This is a genomic window from Halioxenophilus aromaticivorans (assembly GCF_042850945.1).
GTDB lineage: Bacteria > Pseudomonadota > Gammaproteobacteria > Pseudomonadales > Cellvibrionaceae > Halioxenophilus > Halioxenophilus aromaticivorans.
Map to the genome: position 1 here is coordinate 5,719,995 of NZ_AP031496.1, position 20,505 is coordinate 5,740,499.

Sequence of the window (20,505 nt, forward strand, 5' to 3'; positions counted from 1 at the left end):
TTCGGTTTATGAGTACAATCAGCAGCGCTCATTTACGCCCACTGGCAACCTTTGCCACGGTAGTGGAGTGCGGCAGCTTTGCCAAGGCGGCCAGAATGCTCAACAGTAGCCGATCTCGGGTTAGCGAACAGATCACCAAATTGGAAGAAGACTTGGGAGTGCGCTTGTTACAGAGGTCTACCCGGCAACTCAGCATCACGCTAGAAGGCCAGCAAGTCTATGAGCAGGCCCGGCAGCTTGCACCGGTGATACAAGGGGTAGAATCCATACTAAACCCGGCTCAACCCAGCGGCAGGGTTGCCATAACCATGACCCACGACATCGCCCACAAATTTCTACTGCCCATCTTGGACGATTTTAAAAACGCCTATCCCAAGGTGGAATTGGATTTAGTGTTGGACGATGCCCGGGTGGATATGATCGCCGAGCAGATCGACTTAGCCATTCGAATAGGTATTCCCAGGGACGAATCTCTGGTTGCACGTGTTATGCACGAGGAAAAGTTTAGCCTTTTCGCCAGTAGTACCTTCGCTGAGCAACATGGGCCCTTTAAAACCGTCAGCCAACTAGAAAAACTGCCCTGGGTGGTATTAAACCAAGCCAGTCACAATGCCATTTTGCATTTACAACAAAGAGGCAAAAGCATCGTTGTTAGGCCACAGCATTACACAGGCTGCAATTCCCCATTGATGGTGCAACAAATGGTACTGGCCGGGCTTGGCGTCGGTGCGTTATTGCCCGGTACCGTGAAAGCCGAGTTAGCATCCGGCAACTTGGTGCAGGTTCTTCCGTCGGTCACCAGTGAATCGGTGGTATTTTCACTGGTGTATCCTTCTCGGCGCCAAGTACCGGCAAGAACCAGAGCATTAATAGATTTTATATTGGGTGCCAAGGTATTTGGGTAGGAGATAGAGCGTCGCCAATGTCGGCCCTCTGCCACCAATCACACTCACTTCACTTGGTGATTTTCAATGCCATTAATATAATTGCGTGGCGCCAACCCGCTCAACTTAGCCAACTTTTGCCAAGCTAAAGCTTTCTCTAACACTGTTCACATCTTCCACTCAGATAATCTCTAAACAAATAAAGACCAGATCACAAAAAATTCGTTTAAAAGATAATAGCTTGTATTTTCGAGGAGATCGCCGCCAAATAATATGTAATCTAGTTATGATAAATATTCATGCGCTCTGCCCTAGCAGAGCCCTTCAGTAGTACCACCCAAATGCCACTTATAAATCAACGTCCGCACATGAGAATGAATCAAGAAGCGACAGCTTAAGCGATTTTTTAAAAAAACAAAAAAATGAAATTACTTTTATCTTGCCCTAGCAAATACCGATACTAAATGGAATGGCGACGGAGTATTAACAAAAAACACGACTCATTCATCATTATATTTAAACCTACTTAGCAAAATATTAAATGGAGTGCTGATTCGTGAAAGCACCCATAAAACTCGTCACCTAGCATGCTACACGGCTCATAAATTCATTTCGTTGAATTTCACCGAGACAAGAAATAGAGCCTCTTCATCACTAACGTTACCTGCCCAATTAACGGTAGTAAAAAGCAGTTCAATTATTTTTCTAGAATTCTGTCACTCCAAAGGTGGCTGCAATTACTCTCTAAAGGTATATATCAATGGCTACAAAACAACCATTTAAGATTCTCTTGGCATGTGCTGTATTTGCAGCAACAATGAGCCCGGCTACTCAAGCGCAAACGACATGCCCGTCCGATGCCATCTGCCGAGATGACCTGGCACCGGGAAAGTATTCCGAGCGTGGTCCTTACGGTTACGACAGCTACAGCATGCCTCTGTTTTCAACTCCTGGTGGCGCAACTGTATATTACCCTGAAGATGCTAAACCACCTTACTCCGTCATGGTATTTTGTCCTCCATATCTAACACAACAAATCGGTTTTAGAGAATGGGGACCTTTTTTTGCCTCACACGGGATAGTTACTGTTTTAATGGACACGACAACAATCTATGACCAAGTAGATTCGCGCTCCGATCAACAAGCAGAGGTGTTAGACGCGATGAAACTTGAACACACAAGACGAGATAGCCCTTTACTGGGAAATCTTGACCTAAATCGTTTTGGTGTCATCGGCTGGTCAATGGGCGGTGGTGCAAGCTGGATTAATTCTGTAGAGTATCCAGAATTGAGATCCGCTGTGACGCTTGCAGGCCATAACCAAACCTCATTAGACCCAGATTCCCGTGGACGCAACACTCGAATACCTACCATGATCTTTAACGGTGCATTGGACACCACTATTTTAGGCGGCTTGGGCCAGTCTGATGGCGTTTATGACAGCATTCCCGCGGGTACACCCAAAGCCTTTTATGAAGTCGCATCGTCCGGGCATTTCGACTGGGGTTATCCTACTCAAGCGAATGACTACGTTGCCGAACTAGCTTTAGCGTTCCAAAAAGCTTACTTAGATGGCGATTTACGGTGGGCACCGTTTATTGAGCGACCTCGCTTTGATGTTTCAGAGTATGAAGAGGAAGACATTCCTAATTAAGCTTTTGTCGGTATTGGGTCGGGTTATTTAATCGCCTGGCCCGATGTACAACACTGGTTACGTTGTGAAATTTAACCTGAGGAGAAACAGTGAAATATATCACAACCATAATTTTCGCTACTGCTATCATCGCCGTTGCCATAGGCTCCAACAAGCATCTTAACAGTGCAGTTCAAAAGCCAGCCCCTCAGGCTGTCAGTTTACAAGAGGAGTCTATAGCTAACCAAACCAGTACATCTGTGATTAGTCAGCCAGCGAGCGCTCGTAATAAGCGAACAACTTCTGTGGACGCTTCCAAAGAAGCAGAAACTGATGAGGCGATAGAAATAAGCAACCAAGATAAGATTATCGATCAAGCGGTTCAGCTATTTCCATTGAATGATTCCGATGAAATCGAGCTGAATGACCACTCCAAGAATTATCTTAACCAAATATACAATGCCCTCGCCAGCCGAAATAGAGATAGTCGATCAAACGAGGCCACATTGGCAGAGCTGCAGTCTCAACTGGAAAAGCAGCTGCCCGATAAGGTCTCAACTGAAGCATCGGCATTGGTAGGAAACTACTTCGCTTACCGCCAAGCAGAGCAGAAAATACTGGTCCCGGAGCTAAGCGGAGAAGATTTAAAAGCCTATTTTTTACAAACCAAACAGCTTAGACGAGCCTACTTAGGAGAAGAAATTGCTCAACTGTTATTTAATCAGGAAGAGCAAATGACACACTACATCATAGACTCACAAATCGTTCAGAGCGACGACACTCTTAGCCGAGAAGAGAAACAGGAGCGCATGAATCAACTTCAGGTTGCATATAATGAAGTTTCCGGAATAAATAAGCGTAATAAAACAAATAAAGAACTCAACGCGCGGGAATAGAAGTAGCGAGCTTACACGTAGCCGAAGCTAGACCAGCAAAGATATATTGGGTTTAATATGCCGCCTTAGAAACGGGCGTCTTGCACCGTATAGCTTTTTAATAATAGCAGGCAAGACACCCACGGCATCGCTATCTACGCTGCCTTGGTCGAGGCCTGCTGTATTTGAACGTCAAGTTTAATTTCGCTGTTTTTTTGCTACTTACATACAACTGCTCGGCTCCTCCGAAGCCAGCGTTTGCGAAAACTAGGTCTGGCCTACGATCGCCATCAATATCACCAACTTCCGCATCGAAACTGGGGTCTAAAATCTCCGGTAAATACACATGGGTCATATCGACGAAAATTCCATTGCCCGCATTGATATAACAGCGGTTTTGCTCGCCAAGAAGTATGTGTGGCGGCTCTCCGGATCTCTCGCCTGCGTTCGCAATGACCGCATCTAGCCAGCCGTCGTGGTTCAAATCCACTATATCCACATCAATACTTGTATCCGCTAATTTAGGTAAATTGGTGCCGGTAACGTCGGTATAAAATCCATGACCATCATTAAAATACAACCTATTTTGCTGACTTCTGCTGTTGGTTACGAATATATCTTTATCGCCGTCGCGGTCCATATCTGCTAATACGATATGCCTGCTAGCATCGCTTATCGGCGGGAGCCTAGTATCTGTTTCATCAACAAAATAACCTCCACCTGTGTTTACCAGAACTTTATTCTGCCCATCATTTGATGAGACTAGGTCTTTATCGCCATCATTATCAATATCGCCGAAACTAAAACCGGTGGTTTGATCCAACGCACTGGGCAACCTTAGGTTAGTTTCATCAGTAAATTGACCAGTACCATCGTTAATGAATAGCCTATTCTGCGCGCCTATACCCCCTGGGATCGGTAGCTCATTAGCAAGGAGAATATCCTTATCGCCATCCTGATCTAGATCGAAGAAATTGACTTCCAAACTGACATCGTCCAATGGGTTAAAAGGAGGCGGCGGTAAGGCTTCCGAGCTAATGTCGATAAAGCTGCCATAGCCATCGTTCAGCAGCAGTTGAGTTGGGCCAACGTTGGCGATTACAGCATCTACAAAACCATCGCCATTAATATCCGCAAAATCCACATCTACGCTACTGTTTGCTATCTGAGGTAACCGGATAATAGTTTCATCTTCGAATAGGCCATCGCCGGAATTTATTAAGAGTCTATTTTGAACACCCACAAAGCCCGCGGTACCCTCTGCCACAAAGATGTCTTTGTCACCGTCATTATCAACATCTACCAGATCAAGATCAAAGCTGTCTGCAGAGTTCTCATTTGGATCCATAGGCAGCAATAAAGTGCTGTCCAGGTACAAAGGAAGTGATGTTGGGTGCCATCCTTTATGAGAGCTCTTTTCAAACACCTCAGTAGAAACGCCCTCAGCCAACGAGGCATCGACAAATAATAAAACACTCGCAAAGACCACAGCATTACCTGCACGTGAGCGCATAATAATCTCCTCCAGGATAATTGAAGTAACAGCATGAAAGTTATTTTTTTGCGCATAACGCAGAGCGCCCAACCCAGTTATTTTATTTATTCCCATATAAAATATGGCCAGAACACATGCGCTATTTATTTGGAGTGCTTTGTTTAGTACTGAAGTCCCACTTAGGTTGCCATCCCGTTATACGCCATTCGGCATTAATCTCGTTATACGCATACTGCGAATCTTCCTGTCTGTCGCAAAGGATATAGTCAAGATTCCTATCAAGACACCCAAATACGTTTTACCCATATATGTATTGATAGGAAATCGCCGAATAACTTCGGTATAGCGCGTGTCCATGCTCGAAGCAAAGTATCCGAAGCCCCTTACCTACTTAGATAGGGTCATAGCGAGCTTTTGGCGATTGGATTTTTTAGCACTGTTTTTTTGGACACGGTCTCGTGTGAGAATACCCAGCACCCATCCGAATATTCCGTGAAGGGCCCTATTCTATATCGGACAAGGCGATTACGGCGCCGCGGCTCACGGCCTCCAATAAAGCTACGATCTTTCAGCCCGGCCGGTATCTCGTTCCAATCCATTCTGTTGCCATCAAAGCGGTAGATGCCGTGCTTGTAGTCGAAATAGAGCAGCTCCTGTTCAAACGGGACGAGCTTAAGCGGCGTCGGTATGCCCGAGGTGACCTAAATATTCAGATGCGGCTCCAGTGGAAGCACGAGGTGATTATTAAAGCGGTGCAACGCGTAGTCGGAGGCTAGGATGATTTCACCTCGAAACCACGCTGCCGATAGAAAGCTCGCCATTTCCGTGCAAGTGGCTTGGCGTACAAGCGACCCGACTACCGAACCAACGTAGAGTAACCCATCGCAACCATAAACCCAGAGCTCCCCCGAAGAATCGGCAAACAGCCCCGTTGGCCGACCTTCGGTTTGTGGTTGCAGCGGGGTTAGACCACCCGCGTCAAGTTGCAGCACCTGGAATTAATGGGTAGCGGCACGGCCCTGCTGGCCCGCCTGATTGGCCTCGATGACCGCCATCATATCTTCTATGGACATGCCATCCTGCAGGGCGCCGGGCTGGAAAGCAGGTGGCGGATCGCTGCGACACAATAGCGCCGCATCACCACCGGCGAGCTCGGCAACAGCAACAACCCGCGTCCGAGGGGTGATTCCCTCAACAGCACCAACCATGGGCACCGCCTCCCAACACTCACCATCGCAAGAAATATAAAGTTGTGCGCCATCTCCGCCCACCACAATCTGCTCTGGGCTTGAGCAAATGGCCCAGGTCTGCCCGCGCCCGCCTGGGCCTGCCAAGCCGGCTCCGGGAATCACGCTACGGGATACGCCTTCGGCGGTGGTGGTACAAACATCGCCCTCGTTACTGAGCGCCATAAGCACAGGCATGGCGCCCTCGCGCATCGCCGGGCGATAACACAGGCTAACGATTTCCCGCTCAATGTCGATGCGCTGCCAAGCCTGTGGCGAGCGCGCGTTGTATTCGAGCAGGATTGAGAAGGGATCGTCGAGATCTGGATCGGCAACCACAACGGCAAACCGTTCTGGGGAGCTGGCCGCAGCTACTTGCAAAGTCGGGGTCCACATGGGTTAGTCCTTTTTAATCGCGATAGCCGTGCCGAGGCAACTTGCACTTTTCGGGGCAGAAACGGGCAAGTCCGAGAAAGCCAATCGTACACGTATGATGGCGCTCAGCCAGCCCGGCCGTTAAGTCTATCGACATCAAATCGCTTAACAATATCATTCTGCCGGATAAGAAATTTTGGCTGTGTATCGGCCCCTCCTCTTCACCTAGCGTTTGCTATGAATCCGCAATGCTATGGATCAGACAGGACAAGCTAGGGCAGCTATAAAAGCATCGCCAGTCCAGTCGCTCGGGTACCGCCTCCTAACATTCTGCACGATCCTAGGTAAGTTCGACCATAAAACCAATCCTTTAGCAAAGGATCTCGAGAGAGGTCACGACACTCGTACACTCCGCATCATTATCGAAACGTGGGAACCTTTATACTTTGCTCAAGATAGTTGAATTTAAGTTATAACAACATTTGCAATGCCGGCTAGCGACTGACTGCCACTCTGTGACATGATTAGCGTCAGCCATAAAAGGAATTTTCTCGGTATGACTCCTAAATTGATCTTCGCCAGCGTCGCAACCTCTACGATGATGCTTTTGTTACTCGGCTGCTCGGATGACAGCGGTACTATGCAAGCAGCGCAGTCACAACAAAAGGCCCCATGCCAAGAAGCAATACCACAATGGTGGCGGAACAGCAGCTTTAACGATGGCCAAGATTTGTCTTTTTATCACTTAGCCAATTACTTTACTGAATTCCGTGAAGCGGAACAGAACCTTTGCCTGGACCCAGGGGCCGATTTAAATCAATTACTCAGCTCGGGCTTAAGCGTTGATGCAGCCGATGCCAGCGGTAGAACTGCTTTAATGCAAGCTTTGATCTTTCACGAAGGACAGCAGCCAACACAGTTTATAGATTGGTTACTAAATAATGGCGCAGCCGTAAACCAGGCCGATAACAATGGGGTAACCGCTTTGTATTTTAGTCCTAACGGGGTTATTACCGAGTTGTTGATAAACCATAACGCCGAAGTTAAACACCGAGATGCGAACGGCAGAACGCCGTTTATGGCTAGGCTCGCGGGCAATGGCATCACCGAAGAAGAAACGCAGCTATTGTTATCACAGGGCGCCGAGGTTAATGCAAAAGATAAATACGGGCTAACGCCGCTGCTATATTTAACTTCACAATCCAGCACAGCCGTTTCACCTAAAAGCATCGTAGGGGTATTAGTACAAAACGGCGCAGACATTGCCACTACCGATGAACAAGGCGCAACCGCATTAATGCGCGCTACCTACGCAGTGGAGTTCTCTGCATTGGCCGAAGCTCTAATCGAAGCTGGTATCGATGTGAATGCAACCGACAACAACGGCAGAACAGTTCTTTTTTATATCGTCACTAAATTTGGCGATTTCTATCAACGAAATAGCGACATTGCACCCGGTGACAGCCGCAACCTAAGGCCCATTTTGGATTTGTTAAAGCAAGCCGATTTGGATTTCAATATCGCTGACGACGATGGGTATACGGCGATAAATTACGCGCTGAAAGCAGACAATACCAATATCGCCAGTTTGCTAGAAGAATATGGCGCAACGCCCTAATCGAAAATCTGGCCATACATTGAGAACATGGATCAGCAAAAATACCCGCCTGGGACCACCGATCGCCGCAGTTTTTGCCTTTGACAGGGCGATACAGGCGACTAAATCACTCACCGCCTGAACCAATTCTCTTACTGTTTACTAAGACCCTAGAGCTTATCCCGACACTCACTTTCGTTTACGCTCACTTCATTTTTCTTTATGCTCTGCTTGCCTTCAGGCACGGCCACTGAGTGAAAAAGAGGCATGGACTGATTGACGTAATACATTGCCAGATCCAAGACTTTGTCATCGATACATTGCATTAAGTCTTTAAAAACAGTCGGCTCAGCTTTCTTCTTAACTTTCTTTTTGGTTATGCTAGTTTTGACTCGAGCTATTTTGAAGTAATACCTAGATTCTTCCGCCACTCTAGTTGGCTGATCCGTTAAAGTAAAAACCAATGTTGACATCGCCCAGCGGTTAAAATTATTACCGAAGATACCGCTACCGGGCAAATAATAGCTGCAGTACATACCAGCGCACTCTTGGCTGTTTTTTATGTGTAAGTAGTGCACTGGCTTACCATCCTGAGGAACATCTTTCACATCAAAATAAACATTACTATTGGATTTAGATTTTACGTACTCTGTTACAGCTTGCGAACGAGAGTAGCCCAACTCGATGTTATCCTTGGCAGAATCAAATACGGTTAATCCCGCCCACTGAACCATAAATGTATCATCTAAGTTATTAACAACAACCACTCGGTCACCTTCATTAAAATTAAGTGGTGCGTTGGTGGTTGCACAGGATGGCAGCAACGAGGCCACCAAAAGAATAAAGAACAGCTTTCTCATAGGTTTATTCCACTTCTGTTTTTATTGAATACTGAAGTTAACAAATTATGTTGTTTTATGGGACTCGCAGCCTGCGTACATTTTGCACAGGCGCACTAGGATTTATTACGATTAATAGGATGTTAGTGCTTTTGTAATATCGAACGCCGCATCGTAGCGGCGTTTTCTAGAAATACTATTGCAATGATATTAATGCAGTTTCTTGCTTGGTAGTTGCATCTTGTACGCGCAGGAATAACCGGCCATTTTTGCGGAAGACAGTTGCGAATTCTATTGGCCCACCAGCACTTACCACCGGCGCCACATGGTAGACATCGGCATTCAGCTTTTGCCATGCGCGAGTTACCACTCGGCCTGCATGTGAGTCTAGGATTTCGACTTTATTTTTAGTCTCGATTTTACCGTTAACCAAGCCGCGCTTACTGGCCAAAGCAGCTATCTCTGGTAGACCATCTCCGGTAACGTCGCCAAGCACTGCAGCACTTGTTAAATCAAACTGCCAGTTTAATCCCTGTACATTACTGACAATACCCGCGGCCACATCAACGGTAACGCTTCGTTTACCCGTACCGACTAGTTTCTCTTGGAAAAATACAAGGTGGTTTAGGCCCAGCGGCTGTAACTCCTCTCCGGTGGATTGTTCAGCAAAATACGATGGCTGGTAGTTTTTACCTGCCCATATGTTTTTTACTAACTTACCGTTTAGGCCTCGTATTTCAACTTTTGTAACACCAGTAACGGCATTAAAGCCAAGCATCGCAAGCTCTGGCTTACCATCAGCGTTGGCATCTGCTACTAGGGATAGATCCATTGGCTCAAAGGTAGGATTAAAAGAAACACTGGTGATTAACTCACCGTTATAGCTGTCTTTTACTTCTGCATAAGTACGGTTTTCTCCACGGCTTAGTACGGCTATTTCAGGTGAGCCATTGCCATTTTGGTCTGGTATAAGCGCCCAACCCTTTGGTGTGAGCTGACTCCTAAAAGATAAAAAGCTAATCGGCGTATTAGTTTCGCTATCAACAATTTGTACGCCGCCAGTGAATTTATCGAATGCGGCAAGCTCTGGCGAACCATTTCCGTTTAAGTCGTTAATGGCTTTTAGCGGCGCTGGGTTTTTGATGATATCGAAGGATACTTTTGTGCCAAGCTGGCCACTACCACCGTACACCACCTGAGCAGATACCCATTCTTCTCCCAGCCAGCGATCATAGGTAACCGAGCTTACTGCGTAGTCTGCATTGCCATCGGCATTTATGTCACCAAGAGAAACCACGGAGTGATTTTTCCATTGTCCCACGAACGCATCCGATAACTTTGCTAACCGATAGCTATCCTGGCCAGCGCTAAACTCTTTTAGCCCGTACATTAAAAAGGTATCGCTTTCAGTAATGGCTACCTGCGGTTTGTACTCGGTGTTTAACGGCGATTTAAAAGACGCTAGCTCACTGGAGTACTTCAAAGTACCGTCTAGATCGTAATTTACGTAGTGTATCGCTCCAGAGGGCGACAGCGGCTGATAGAATAATTCTATACCTCTTTGGCTAACGCTGAGGTTGTTTTCCGCAGATATGGGTATTAAAGGAAAATCAAAATCTTGCGGTTCAGTTTGCACCAGCACGCTAGTGGCGCCACTTTGCTGGTACCTAACGATTCGATGATAGTCTTCACCGCTTAGGATATAAGACCAAGCATCGCTGGTGGCTACAGCCTTCTGCCACATCTGCCCGGCACCGCTTTCGTGGGTGTACAAGGCACCATTAAACCACTGAATATCTTTAACCACGCCCAACGTTGTTAGGTCACGCATATAGGCGCCATCGGTTTGCAGTAGATGGATTTTAAAGTTATTAGGGTTTACAGCAGCGATGACATCATCAGCAACCACTAAATTAGAAATAAGGTTATTTTCTGGGGCCTCTTCCAGGATGTACTGCCATTGCTCTTGGCCGTTAGAATCCAAGCCCATCAGAGTGGTTTCGTAATTGCTGAATGTTTGAGTACGGTAGGTTAAGTACACCCCATTTTCGTCTGCCGCTATCGCTGACAGAGTACCATCAACGCCCCGCTCCCACCGCAGATCGCCCGCGTGCGAATAGGCCAGTATCCAATAGTTTCTAGTGGCACCCTTAGAAATTATATAAACGCCGTGCTGATTAACGGCTAAATTGGCGAGGCGGGCGGGATAAATTTCGTTAGTATCGACACCGCTGCTCAAAGCGAATGGCACCGACCAATTGCGCTCGCCTTTGTGGGTAAACTGGACTAGTTCGCAACCCGGGCATTCGAAAGGCTCACCTTGCTTGTTGGTAACTACGGTATACAGGTAGTTACCGTAGGATGTTAGTCCGTGGGCGTGCTCTGCCGCCGGGTCATCAGCGGTAACGGACCGCTCCCAGCTAGGCTGCTCGGCCCATGCGGCTGTAGTTGTGAGAGCCAAACTTGCATACACTAGGCTCACCAAAGCCAGCGCCCTGCGCACCGAAATACCTTTTAACTGCTGCACACAAAATCCTTTTGATACCATCAAGATTACTTACACCGGCCAATTCTGATCGATTTTTAACCATAATGTGCCTTGGGGCTTATATTTTAAACACATCTACCTAAAATCAACAAAATAAGCTTTGTTAAGCTTCTTTGGGCTCCTTGTAGCCTCATCATTCGATGAATATTCGGGCCTTACTCACTCCTCTTGCTCCCGCCTATGGCTGTTACACAAGTACGCTGTAACCACCTATTATCGAATTGGTCACGTTCTTGCTTAAGTTCTTGTTTGAGTCGTTATTTAAGCCATTGCTTTGATTCACTCGTGCTTCTGCAAAGGGACTACATGGGGTTAGATACATTTGCTTAGGAATACAGGTTTAATCCGATCATTTCGATCACGACGGCTGTATGACGATACTGGCAGGTAATGCTATAAGCTAAACGCAACTGCCTCGTTTTGACAACTGAATTCATGCACGAGCTGCCACATATTTATAAATATTACACAGCGGCTTTGCACATTTAATAAAAACCCGGCTACGCCCTCACAGGCCGCAGCCATTACAAAACAAACACACTATGGAAATTCAAACGCTTTTAGAAGATAAATTTACCAGCATGTGGCTGGGCTTGGTTAAGTCACTGCCTTTAATGGCCATTGGCTTTACGGTATTGATTCTTACCGTGTTGCTTGTAGCTATTATCACTCGCGTCGTAAAGCGTGCGCTTAAGCCCACTCGGCTTAGGCCATCGCTGCAGGATTTGATCGTTACTCTGGTGCGTGTTGGCCTTTGGATCGTGGGTATTTTAGTGGCTACAACAGTGGTCTTCCCATCGCTTACCCCTGCCAAGTTACTCACAGCGCTAGGCCTTGGTTCGGTAGCGGTTGGTCTAGCTTTTAAAGACATTTTTGAGAATTTTTTCGCTGGCGTGCTTATTATGCTGCGCCGGCCAATGAGTCTGGGCGATTTTATCGAGTGTGATTCTATCAGCGGTAAGGTTGAGCATATATCCTTACGTGAGACTTACATCCGCCAAACCGACGATCAACTGGTGCTGGTGCCCAACAGCTATTTGTTTAAAAATCCGCTTAATGTCGTTACCGATAAATCCTTGCGCCGTTATCATATTGTGGTAGGTGTGGCGTACGACGAGGACGTTAGCCAAGCTCGGTCGGTTATTAAAAAGTCGCTCAGCGGTTTGAGTACCATCAACGAGCAAAAGGGCATAGAGGTATACGCCAACGAATTTAACAGTTCATCGGTGGATTTTATCGTGCGCTGGTGGGCAGCGCCAAGACCCATTGAAGAGCTACAAACCAAAGACGAAGTGGTTACTGCGGTTAAGGCAGCACTGGATAAAGCCGGCATTGAAATACCATTCCCCTACCGTACGCTTACCTTTAAAGAGCCGCTGGCCATTAACGGCTTGCAATCTGATCCCGACCAAGCGAAAGCCGAAGCCCAATAACCTGGATTTAACAACCTAGGGCATTTAGCTTTTGGTTAGTGCAGTTGCCTTTTCTTTAGCAAGGTTTGGATAGCGGCATGCAAAGACTGCGAGGCAGCGCTGATTGCACGGCGCTGCCGTTGTGTTTCGATGTAGGTTTGATCAAGGTATGATTAGATTTAATCTACCCCCACAAAGCTAGGCAGTTGATACGGAGCCAGCACGCTTGCCACCTCCTTGGTTAAAACGCGAACAGTGATTTCATGCTGCATATCTTGCTACACTTTTTAGTGCCCGCCGCTATTTGCGCAATATTCTTTCGATCGCACTGGAAAACAGCCTACCTAATTATGCTGGCCACCATGCTGGTGGATATTGATCATATTTTTGCCAACCCAATCTATGACCCTACCCGCTGTAGTATTGGTTTTCACCCGCTGCATAGGCTTCCGGTTATCGCGCTGTATGGTTGCTTGTGTTTTTTGCCTAAGACCAAGCTGCTGGGTATCGGCCTTGTGATACATATGGGGTTGGATTCGTTGGATTGTCAGTTTACCAATGGCCACTGGTTAAACGTTTACGCCGGCGATTTTTGATTGTCCGATATGAGTGCCTGCTGTGATTTTACCTGCATCGTATATCGAGCCCGCTTCATATTAGCAGGTGTGGATTTTTTATTTTGTGGCGGGATTTTTTTGAATACTGATCTAAACTTTAATCGTTATCTTTGATGCACTTGTGAAAGTACGATTATGGAACAGAAAAAGAACGTAGTAATAGAGCAGTTGGATGAGGCCCTTGAAGAACGGCAAAATCCAGACAGACGCAAGATCGATCTGGGCTTCCATGGCCATGCTGAGGCCGAGCGGCGCAAGGGTGACCGCCGTAAAAAGGATGAAGCCAGTAACGATTAATCCGCTATAAAACTGTAGCTTGCCCTGGTTGGGCTTAGCAGTAGGGCTCCTCTTTAAGCCACTACCCTGGGCACCCACGCGCGTGCCCAGGGCTGGTGTTGTTGAATCAAATATCTACTCACCTTTTCTTGTACATACCCAAAAAGTACGGCGAGCCCGTGCAATGCTTTTTCTGTTTGAATTCCGAGCGGCGTAAACGCAAAAAGGGCGACCATCACTGGCCGCCCTTTAGCGGTTATTGCAGGTTAGCCTTTGCTTAGCTAACGGCTTTACGCTGCTTAAGCACGCTTAACCACTCGGCTTTTGCCAAACCGACGTGTGAACAGGGTTAGCATCAGCGCGAACAAGCCAAGTGCACCAAAAGCACCGGAGCCGCCACCGCCAGAAGAGGAACCTCCGGCACTGCTAGAACCACCAGTGTTGCCACTGGCAGGCACACTCTCTTCACCAAAGGAGCCTGGGTCAGAGTCCACTACGTTAACCAAGCCATCCTGGTCGGCGTCGGTGGTATCGGTTACGGTACCATCGCTATTAGCTTGGCCATCGCCTAGGTTACCGTTGTCGATGTCGTAATCACCGGCACCGTCGTTGGCGTAGTTGTCGCTTTGCAGGTCACGGTAGTCCGGCAGGCCATCGCTGTCGGAGTCGGTGGGGTTGTCTGTAGTGCCTTGGTCAGCTAGGTCATCTACCTGAGCGTTACCGTCGCTATCCTCACCGCCAGATTCACTGATATCCGACAGGCTGTCGTTATCGGAGTCTAGGTCGCGGTAGTCTGGAATGCCGTCGCCATCGGTGTCCAAAGGCTCGTACACATCGCTGATGCCGTTGTTGTTAGCATCGGCGGTGGGACCACCGTTGTCGGCGTCTATAGCGTCGTCAATGCCGTCGCCGTCGGTGTCGGCACCAGAGAACGGCGGCACGGTTTCGTAGGCTTCTACGCTATCTGGGATGCCGTCGTTGTCGCTGTCGATATCCAAGTAATCCGGCGTACCGTCACCGTCTGTGTCGGTGTCTTCGGTGTTGGCAGGGTTGTTTTCTACTACATCTGGGATGTTGTCGTTGTCGCTGTCCAAATCCTGGAAGTTGGGGATGCCATCACCGTCGTCGTCGGCTACGGTGCCTTCTTCGCTATCACCCACGCCATCGCCATCGGTATCAAAGGTGACCAGGGCTTGTTTTTGCACGTTCTGGCGGCCGTTGCTGCTCTGGGCGGCCGCAGCGGCGATATCGATAGAGATATCCGTTTGCGTGCCGTCTGGGGTAACGGTGGCGGTGTACTCAGCGCCGGAGACCGCGGTGAATTCGCTCAATGTAGCGTTGGCCAGCGCAATATCGTTGGCGTCAAAGCCGGTAACGTCTTCACTGAAGGTAAAAGTTACGGTAAACGGATCGTTGTTGGTAAACGAGCCCGGCGCGTCCAATCTGGCGACTAGGTCGGTAAGGTCACAAATGGTGCTGCTTAGGCTGGTAATGTGGCCCTGGGCCGGGTCTGCCATGGCTTCAAAGGAATCACCAATCACCAGCTTTACGCCGTAATTGGCCACAAGACCATCGATAAAGTCCTTCACCTCGGTGTAGACGCTGCCGGTGTACACGTCTGCGGCTTGGTCTATCAACACCAACACCAGCTCGGTACCACCGTTTAAGGCCACGAGATCGGCAATGGCGGCTTCCCAGTCGGCACCACCACGGTTACCCGCTGCTGCACCTTCGCCAATGCTGCCCAATTGATCTTGGTTGGCATCGGTAAGCAACACCGCGATTTGCGATGCGCCACTACGGCGGCCGTTGTCGGTAACGCCGTCGGAGTTGGAGTCGGTATTGTCGCCAATGCGCTCTGCCAAATCTTTGGTAGCCCGGCCCAGCCAGGTACCACCGGCGTAGTTACGCTCTTGGTACAGCTCGCGTATGCCGAATAAATCGCCATCAATCACAATGCTGGTGTCGTCGGCAAGGCCATCGCCATTAGGGTCTAGCAGGCCGGTATCGCCGGTATCACCAAAGGTGGCTGTTGCGGGCAAAATATAATCGAATGCACCCTGTGCGTCAGACCAGCCAAAAATTGCTGCCTGGGTACCATCGGCGGCGCTGAACGTAAATTGATCCGTAAGTTGATAGAGAAAATCCAGCGCGTAGATACCTTCTTCGTCTACCACACTGTCTGATTCATCGTTGGCAAACCAAACATCAGCCTGCCCGCTACAAGATTGGGTTTGAGCAAACGCAGGTTGGCTCATCGCGGCCACCACGGTTGCTGAAAAACTAGCCGCTATCATTAGCTGGCGCTTATCAAGCACTGATTTTCTAAAAGGCATACTTAACCTATCCATTTTCTTTTAAATTCCTGCTGAAGCCTGGCGATTGTTTACGCAGCACTTATATACACTAAAGGAGAACAAGAAACACCATTTCATGTTAAACCTAGCAAGTAATTGTAAATTCGCCAGTTTGTTAGGAACGAAAAGAAATAAATGATGGATTAGCTTATTTTAGCGGCCTCTTATTTTGTATGAACATACAACTGCTGATCAGTTTTTGTTCGCTGCTGCGGATTTTCGTAGTGGTTGGATTATCTTTCTTAGAATTTGCCTTTTGGATTAAAACGCTTGGATTAAAGCGCTAGCTAAAACGCGGCTGACGCTTACCGTTGAGTAACACACCCAGCCAAGTACTGCGCACAAATAAGGCGTAGGTGAGTGTACAAATAATAAGCGCCCCCAAGGAGGAAATTAAAAACTCCAGCACCAGCCCAAGCGCAACGTTCATTAGCGCGTATTGGATCAGCAACACAATGGGTAGGTGGATTAGATATATCCAGTAGGAGGCATCGGCCATATAGCGCATAAAACCTACCCGAATATCCAGGTAGCGTTTGGCCAGGATCAACCCAGCCATACTCATTGCAACAGCAATATAGGCGATGCATAACATTAACCCGGCCCGTACCGGCCAGTCTTGGTGGGTGGTTTCTAGGGTGACTTCTTTGGGCACCATAAAAGCCATGGCAATGTACAACGCAACGGAGCCTACTGCCAGCCATGGCAGTAGCGGTTTAAAGCCGGCGACTACGCCCTGGGAATTAAACAACACAAAGCCGTAGGCGAAAAATAATCCGTAAAACAAAAACGGCCAAAGTGTGGGAATAAAACTTTCCGGCGGGTAGATTGGCACAATGGTTAAGCCCAGGCCCGGCAACAGCACCAGGGGTAACACCAGCACCACCGCCCAGGCCGGCATGTTGGCAATGCGTTGCCGCAAACCCGCAAGCGGTAACTTTTGCGCAATACAGGCCACGGCGTAAAACATTATTAAATAGTACAGAAACCAAAGGTAGGTCGTCGTCAGGGGTGGCTCGGATTGATCCGGCGAATCCGCGGCATTGGCGATCAGCCGCAATAAAGGCGGTAGCTCTCCGCCTTGTTCAATTAAAGCCAAAATAGGAATAACAATCGCCGCGGTTACCAAGGGCCAAAAAATAACAAACGGCAAACCCACCCGCAAAGCTCTGTTTTTGGCAAAGGCTTTTACGCCGCGCTTTTGCATCAGCAGGGCAGCAAAAAAACCGGCCACAATAAAAAACAAAGGCATGCGAAAAATGTGGGTAAAATTATTAATAACATCCACAGCCGGGTGCTGCTCCACACTGGCTGACATCCACACCTGGTGCATTATTGGGCTATAAGCCAAACCCGCGTGGAAGAACACCCCCATAATCATCACTATTGCACGCAGGTTGTCCATGTAGTGCAGCCGGTCGTTACTCATCCTTAAGGTCCTACCTCTAAAGCCAAAAGTTTAGTGCATTGTGTATTGCAACGACCTTAGCACGAACCTCTGGTCAACAGAGCTAGCGCATGTTCATTTTTGCCACCGGAGTCTCTTTATTTTTAGGTTTTTGTGAGAATTTAAATTTGCAAAGGCTGGAGAGACCACTGGTCAGATATTTATGTAGCTGTTTGTAAGCGAGTGTAATAATTTATTTGGACATCTAACGATAAAATACGGGCCATAAAAAAAAGGGCGATAATCGCCCCTAAAAAGAAAACACTAAAAGTTATTTCGTATAACGCTCAGTGCGTTTATCACGAATTACTCCGGCCCAGTTTAAGCCGAAAGCAAAATCGTAACGGTTGCCCTGGCTATCCACGTAGGGTTGCATATCCATGGGCACGTCTTCTAACTGCAGCTCTACGGTTTTCATATCCAACGGCATTTGCATGGGCAATAAACCGCTGGGTTCTTCTCTGCCGGTGATCATATCGGCGATGGCACTGACCTGCACACCAAATTCGATAATGATGCTGTCTACCAAAGGCTCTACATCGGCAAACACCATGGGGTTGGTAACACTAACCACCAAAATAATGGGTTTATCACCCATGGTGGCCCGCAGTTCTTTTAGCATGGGCAAATCCAATCGGCTGTTGGATAGGCCGGTTTTGCCTTGGTAGCTACGGTTGGTAATTTCCGGGTCGACCACTGGGTCGCCGGCGGCAATGCTGTTTTTACGGCCGTGTTCGGCAACGTAATCTTCGTGTTGCAGGCTGATGGGTAGGTAGCCATTGCCGCCTTCGGCGCGGTCTTGCTTAGAGTAGCCACTACTCACCGGGCTTTTGACAAACACCAGGGCAAAGTCGGCTTCGGCTGGGGATTCACTCACTTCAAAATCCTTGGCCAGAAGTTTTCTGTCGATAAGGTATTTTTCTTGCGGTGGATCTTGGAAGCCAAAAAAGTTGGTGGTTTCTGGGAAGCTGTTTTTAGGAACGTACACCACCTTTTTATCCTTGGCCAACGGCAAGGTTTGGTCAGCGTTTTTAATCATCACTAAGGATTTTAACTGCGCGTCGTAACCGGCTTTCATAAAGTCTGGCTGGCCCACGGTTCGCTCGGTAGTGTCGGCATCGAGGTAGGGGTTTTCAAATAAGCCCACTCGAAAAATATTTTTTAACAAACGCACGGTAGAGCGCTCAATGCGCGCTCGGGCGGCGTCTGCGCCGTATTTATCTTCCAACATTTGGAATGCGGCTAACACCGGTTGCATATCGTTGTTGCCACCGAATTGATCCAACCCGGCTTCCAGTACTTTAAAATGACGCTCGGCAATGCTGAGCGTTTCTACGCCCCAGCTTTTACCGGCAAAGTCTCCTGGGCTTGCGCCTTCGTCGCCGGTGATCAACCAATCGGTACACACTACGCCGTCGTAGCCCACTTGCTCGCGCAGTAAATCATTGATGATGTATTTGCTGAAACCGTTGCCCACGTTTTCACCGTAGGCGGTATCTTGGTCGTATGAGATGGTGTAGTAGGGCATCACCGCCGAGGCCATCTTAGTTTTGCCTTTAAGGTTAAAGGCACCCTCTACAAACGGTTTTAGATGGGTTTCAAAGGCGTTACCAGGGTAAACGCCAAATTTACCAAAGGCAAAGTGGGCATCGCGGCCAGCTTCGCCGGTGCCACCACCGGGCCAGTGCTTAACCATGGTGTTTACGCTGTGCCAGCCCCAGCCGCCGCCAATTTCATCGCTGCCTTCACTGGTTTGGAAACCATCGATATACGCTTGGGCCATGTCCGTGGCCAGTTGTGGGTGGCCGCCGAAGGTGCCGTAAAAACGGCTCCAGCGCGGCTCTGTGGCCAAGTCTATTTGCGGCGAGAGCGCGGTGGTAATGCCCAGGGCGCGGTATTCTTGACCCGCTATTTCGCCAAACTGCTGGGTAATACTGGGCTCAAAGGTAGCGGAAAGGCCCAGCTGCTCGGGCCATTGTGAAATGGTACCGCCGGAGCCAGCGTTGTATTCGGCATCTTTGCGCGCACCGTGGCGAGGGTCTGAGCTGTTGTTGGCGGGGATGCCAAAACCTATGCCCTCGGCCAGTTGTTGCAGGTTGTTGTTCCAATTAGCCGCCACGCGGGGGCTCTGCACCGAAGTTAACAACACATGTCGCACATTGCTTTGGGTGATAAATTCCAGTTGCTGATCAGACAACGCATCCGCCGCCGCACCGGATTCAGAAAACGGCTTGCCGCTATAGGTGGCGGCAAAATAGCCCTGCTCCGGCGCTGGGATGGCTTGGTGACGGCTGTACAGCATAAGGCCGGCGATTTCTTCTTTGCTTAGCGCAGCGGCCAGGCTGGTGGCCCGGGTAGTGGCATCTAAACGCCAGTCTTCATAGGTATCCAGCTCGCCGTTGCGGTTTAAATCTTTAAAGGGCAGGCCATCAATTTCTAAAATACTCACCCCTGAGCGCGCTGAGTAGCCCAGCGTTGGGCCGCCGGCAACCACCACGCGCCTGATATCGCCGTCTGGTTCGCTCTGCGACCAGCGGTTTTGCGGCTCGCTACAGCCGGCTAGGATGATTGCGCTGGAAGTCAGGGCCATATGGAGTTTAGAAAGTTTGAATTGCATAGCTTTGCCTTTGCCGTTCGCTTGTTTTTAGATTTATATTCATATTGGGATGAGGAATAGTTGGGCTGAGGAATAAAAGGCACGCCAGTGTGTTTTAGAGCTTATAAACCAGCGCCGTGTGCCTTCTCACTACCCATGGTGCGAATCTACAGGACTGACCTAGAGTTTGTAATGACACCGCTGTCATTGTTGGTTAAAAAAACGACCGATATAGAATAAAAAGACCTCTATATACCCTCAGCTTATACTCCTAAAGGCTGTTGGCCATCTGTATACGCGGTTAAGTATCTGCCCGAGCATTAGCGCC

Annotated in this window: 14 protein-coding genes; 7 read left to right on the forward strand and 7 right to left on the reverse strand. The window is 48.5% G+C overall.

Going from position 1 to position 20,505, the window contains the following annotated elements; genetic code table 11:
- The first annotated feature begins 8 nt into the window (after positions 1 to 8).
- The 3 genes from ACGHM3_RS24410 (at position 9) to ACGHM3_RS24420 (ending at position 3,413) form a co-directional block, all read left to right on the forward strand.
- The gene (locus tag ACGHM3_RS24410; protein ID WP_345420696.1) at positions 9 to 905 is read left to right on the forward strand and encodes a LysR substrate-binding domain-containing protein; all 897 of its coding nucleotides are present in this window, start codon (positions 9 to 11) and stop codon (positions 903 to 905) included.
- Positions 906 to 1,644: 739 nt separating this feature from the next.
- On the forward strand, positions 1,645 to 2,538 hold the full coding sequence (locus ACGHM3_RS24415; RefSeq protein WP_345420693.1) for an alpha/beta hydrolase: 894 nt from the start codon (positions 1,645 to 1,647) through the stop codon (positions 2,536 to 2,538).
- Positions 2,539 to 2,627: 89 nt separating this feature from the next.
- Complete coding sequence (locus tag ACGHM3_RS24420) at positions 2,628 to 3,413, forward strand: lipase secretion chaperone (protein ID WP_345420690.1); 786 nt, start codon at positions 2,628 to 2,630, stop codon at positions 3,411 to 3,413.
- Between the two features lie 130 nt (positions 3,414 to 3,543).
- On the opposite strand, the gene ACGHM3_RS24425 is transcribed toward ACGHM3_RS24420, so the two are convergent.
- Both ACGHM3_RS24425 and ACGHM3_RS24430 read right to left on the reverse strand, forming a co-directional pair.
- Positions 3,544 to 5,001, reverse strand: coding sequence for a VCBS repeat-containing protein (locus ACGHM3_RS24425; protein ID WP_345420687.1), 1,458 nt, complete (start codon positions 4,999 to 5,001; stop codon positions 3,544 to 3,546).
- A gap of 884 nt (positions 5,002 to 5,885) precedes the next feature.
- Positions 5,886 to 6,509, reverse strand: coding sequence for a hypothetical protein (locus ACGHM3_RS24430; protein ID WP_345420684.1), 624 nt, complete (start codon positions 6,507 to 6,509; stop codon positions 5,886 to 5,888).
- Positions 6,510 to 7,044: 535 nt separating this feature from the next.
- Here ACGHM3_RS24430 and ACGHM3_RS24435 point away from each other — a divergent pair.
- On the forward strand, positions 7,045 to 8,106 hold the full coding sequence (locus ACGHM3_RS24435; RefSeq protein ID WP_345420681.1) for an ankyrin repeat domain-containing protein: 1,062 nt from the start codon (positions 7,045 to 7,047) through the stop codon (positions 8,104 to 8,106).
- Between the two features lie 149 nt (positions 8,107 to 8,255).
- On the opposite strand, the gene ACGHM3_RS24440 is transcribed toward ACGHM3_RS24435, so the two are convergent.
- The gene (locus tag ACGHM3_RS24440; protein WP_345420678.1) at positions 8,256 to 8,945 is read right to left on the reverse strand and encodes a hypothetical protein; all 690 of its coding nucleotides are present in this window, start codon (positions 8,943 to 8,945) and stop codon (positions 8,256 to 8,258) included.
- A gap of 175 nt (positions 8,946 to 9,120) precedes the next feature.
- Positions 9,121 to 11,451, reverse strand: a complete 2,331-nt coding sequence (locus ACGHM3_RS24445) for a VCBS repeat-containing protein (RefSeq protein ID WP_345420675.1) — start codon at positions 11,449 to 11,451, stop codon at positions 9,121 to 9,123.
- 563 nt (positions 11,452 to 12,014) lie between these two features.
- On the opposite strand from ACGHM3_RS24445, the gene ACGHM3_RS24450 reads away from it, so the two are divergent.
- The 3 genes from ACGHM3_RS24450 (at position 12,015) to ACGHM3_RS24460 (ending at position 13,798) form a co-directional block, all read left to right on the forward strand.
- Positions 12,015 to 12,905 carry a mechanosensitive ion channel family protein gene (locus tag ACGHM3_RS24450; RefSeq protein ID WP_345420672.1) on the forward strand — a complete coding sequence of 297 codons (891 nt, stop codon included), beginning with the start codon at positions 12,015 to 12,017 and terminating at the stop codon, positions 12,903 to 12,905.
- A gap of 242 nt (positions 12,906 to 13,147) precedes the next feature.
- A complete protein-coding gene (locus ACGHM3_RS24455) occupies positions 13,148 to 13,480 on the forward strand; it encodes a DUF6122 family protein (RefSeq protein WP_345420669.1) in 333 nt (110 codons plus the stop codon).
- 156 nt (positions 13,481 to 13,636) lie between these two features.
- Positions 13,637 to 13,798: a hypothetical protein gene (locus ACGHM3_RS24460; protein ID WP_345420666.1), complete on the forward strand. Its 162-nt coding sequence runs from the start codon at positions 13,637 to 13,639 to the stop codon at positions 13,796 to 13,798.
- Positions 13,799 to 14,076: 278 nt separating this feature from the next.
- On the opposite strand, the gene ACGHM3_RS24465 is transcribed toward ACGHM3_RS24460, so the two are convergent.
- From ACGHM3_RS24465 to ACGHM3_RS24475, 3 genes are all read right to left on the reverse strand, one after another.
- Positions 14,077 to 16,074 carry an Ig-like domain-containing protein gene (locus tag ACGHM3_RS24465; protein WP_345420663.1) on the reverse strand — a complete coding sequence of 666 codons (1,998 nt, stop codon included), beginning with the start codon at positions 16,072 to 16,074 and terminating at the stop codon, positions 14,077 to 14,079.
- A gap of 343 nt (positions 16,075 to 16,417) precedes the next feature.
- Positions 16,418 to 17,563, reverse strand: coding sequence for an acyltransferase family protein (locus ACGHM3_RS24470; RefSeq protein WP_345420660.1), 1,146 nt, complete (start codon positions 17,561 to 17,563; stop codon positions 16,418 to 16,420).
- Positions 17,564 to 17,852: 289 nt separating this feature from the next.
- Positions 17,853 to 20,198, reverse strand: coding sequence for a glycoside hydrolase family 3 N-terminal domain-containing protein (locus ACGHM3_RS24475; RefSeq protein ID WP_345420657.1), 2,346 nt, complete (start codon positions 20,196 to 20,198; stop codon positions 17,853 to 17,855).
- Positions 20,199 to 20,505: the final 307 nt, after the last annotated feature.

Bases quoted from the DNA above. Each gene is read 5' to 3' on its own strand.
- ACGHM3_RS24425 (WP_345420687.1), bottom strand. From the start codon at position 5,001: ATGGGAATAAATAAAATAACTGGGTTGGGCGCTCTGCGTTATGCGCAA.
- ACGHM3_RS24440 (WP_345420678.1), bottom strand. From the start codon at position 8,945: ATGAGAAAGCTGTTCTTTATTCTTTTGGTGGCCTCGTTGCTGCCATCC.
- ACGHM3_RS24460 (WP_345420666.1), top strand. From the start codon at position 13,637: ATGGAACAGAAAAAGAACGTAGTAATAGAGCAGTTGGATGAGGCCCTT.
- ACGHM3_RS24470 (WP_345420660.1), bottom strand. From the start codon at position 17,563: ATGAGTAACGACCGGCTGCACTACATGGACAACCTGCGTGCAATAGTG.
- ACGHM3_RS24410 (WP_345420696.1), top strand. From the start codon at position 9: ATGAGTACAATCAGCAGCGCTCATTTACGCCCACTGGCAACCTTTGCC.
- ACGHM3_RS24415 (WP_345420693.1), top strand. From the start codon at position 1,645: ATGGCTACAAAACAACCATTTAAGATTCTCTTGGCATGTGCTGTATTT.
- ACGHM3_RS24435 (WP_345420681.1), top strand. From the start codon at position 7,045: ATGACTCCTAAATTGATCTTCGCCAGCGTCGCAACCTCTACGATGATG.
- ACGHM3_RS24450 (WP_345420672.1), top strand. From the start codon at position 12,015: ATGGAAATTCAAACGCTTTTAGAAGATAAATTTACCAGCATGTGGCTG.
- ACGHM3_RS24430 (WP_345420684.1), bottom strand. From the start codon at position 6,509: ATGTGGACCCCGACTTTGCAAGTAGCTGCGGCCAGCTCCCCAGAACGG.
- ACGHM3_RS24475 (WP_345420657.1), bottom strand. From the start codon at position 20,198: ATGCAATTCAAACTTTCTAAACTCCATATGGCCCTGACTTCCAGCGCA.
- ACGHM3_RS24455 (WP_345420669.1), top strand. From the start codon at position 13,148: ATGCTGCATATCTTGCTACACTTTTTAGTGCCCGCCGCTATTTGCGCA.
- ACGHM3_RS24465 (WP_345420663.1), bottom strand. From the start codon at position 16,074: ATGATAGCGGCTAGTTTTTCAGCAACCGTGGTGGCCGCGATGAGCCAA.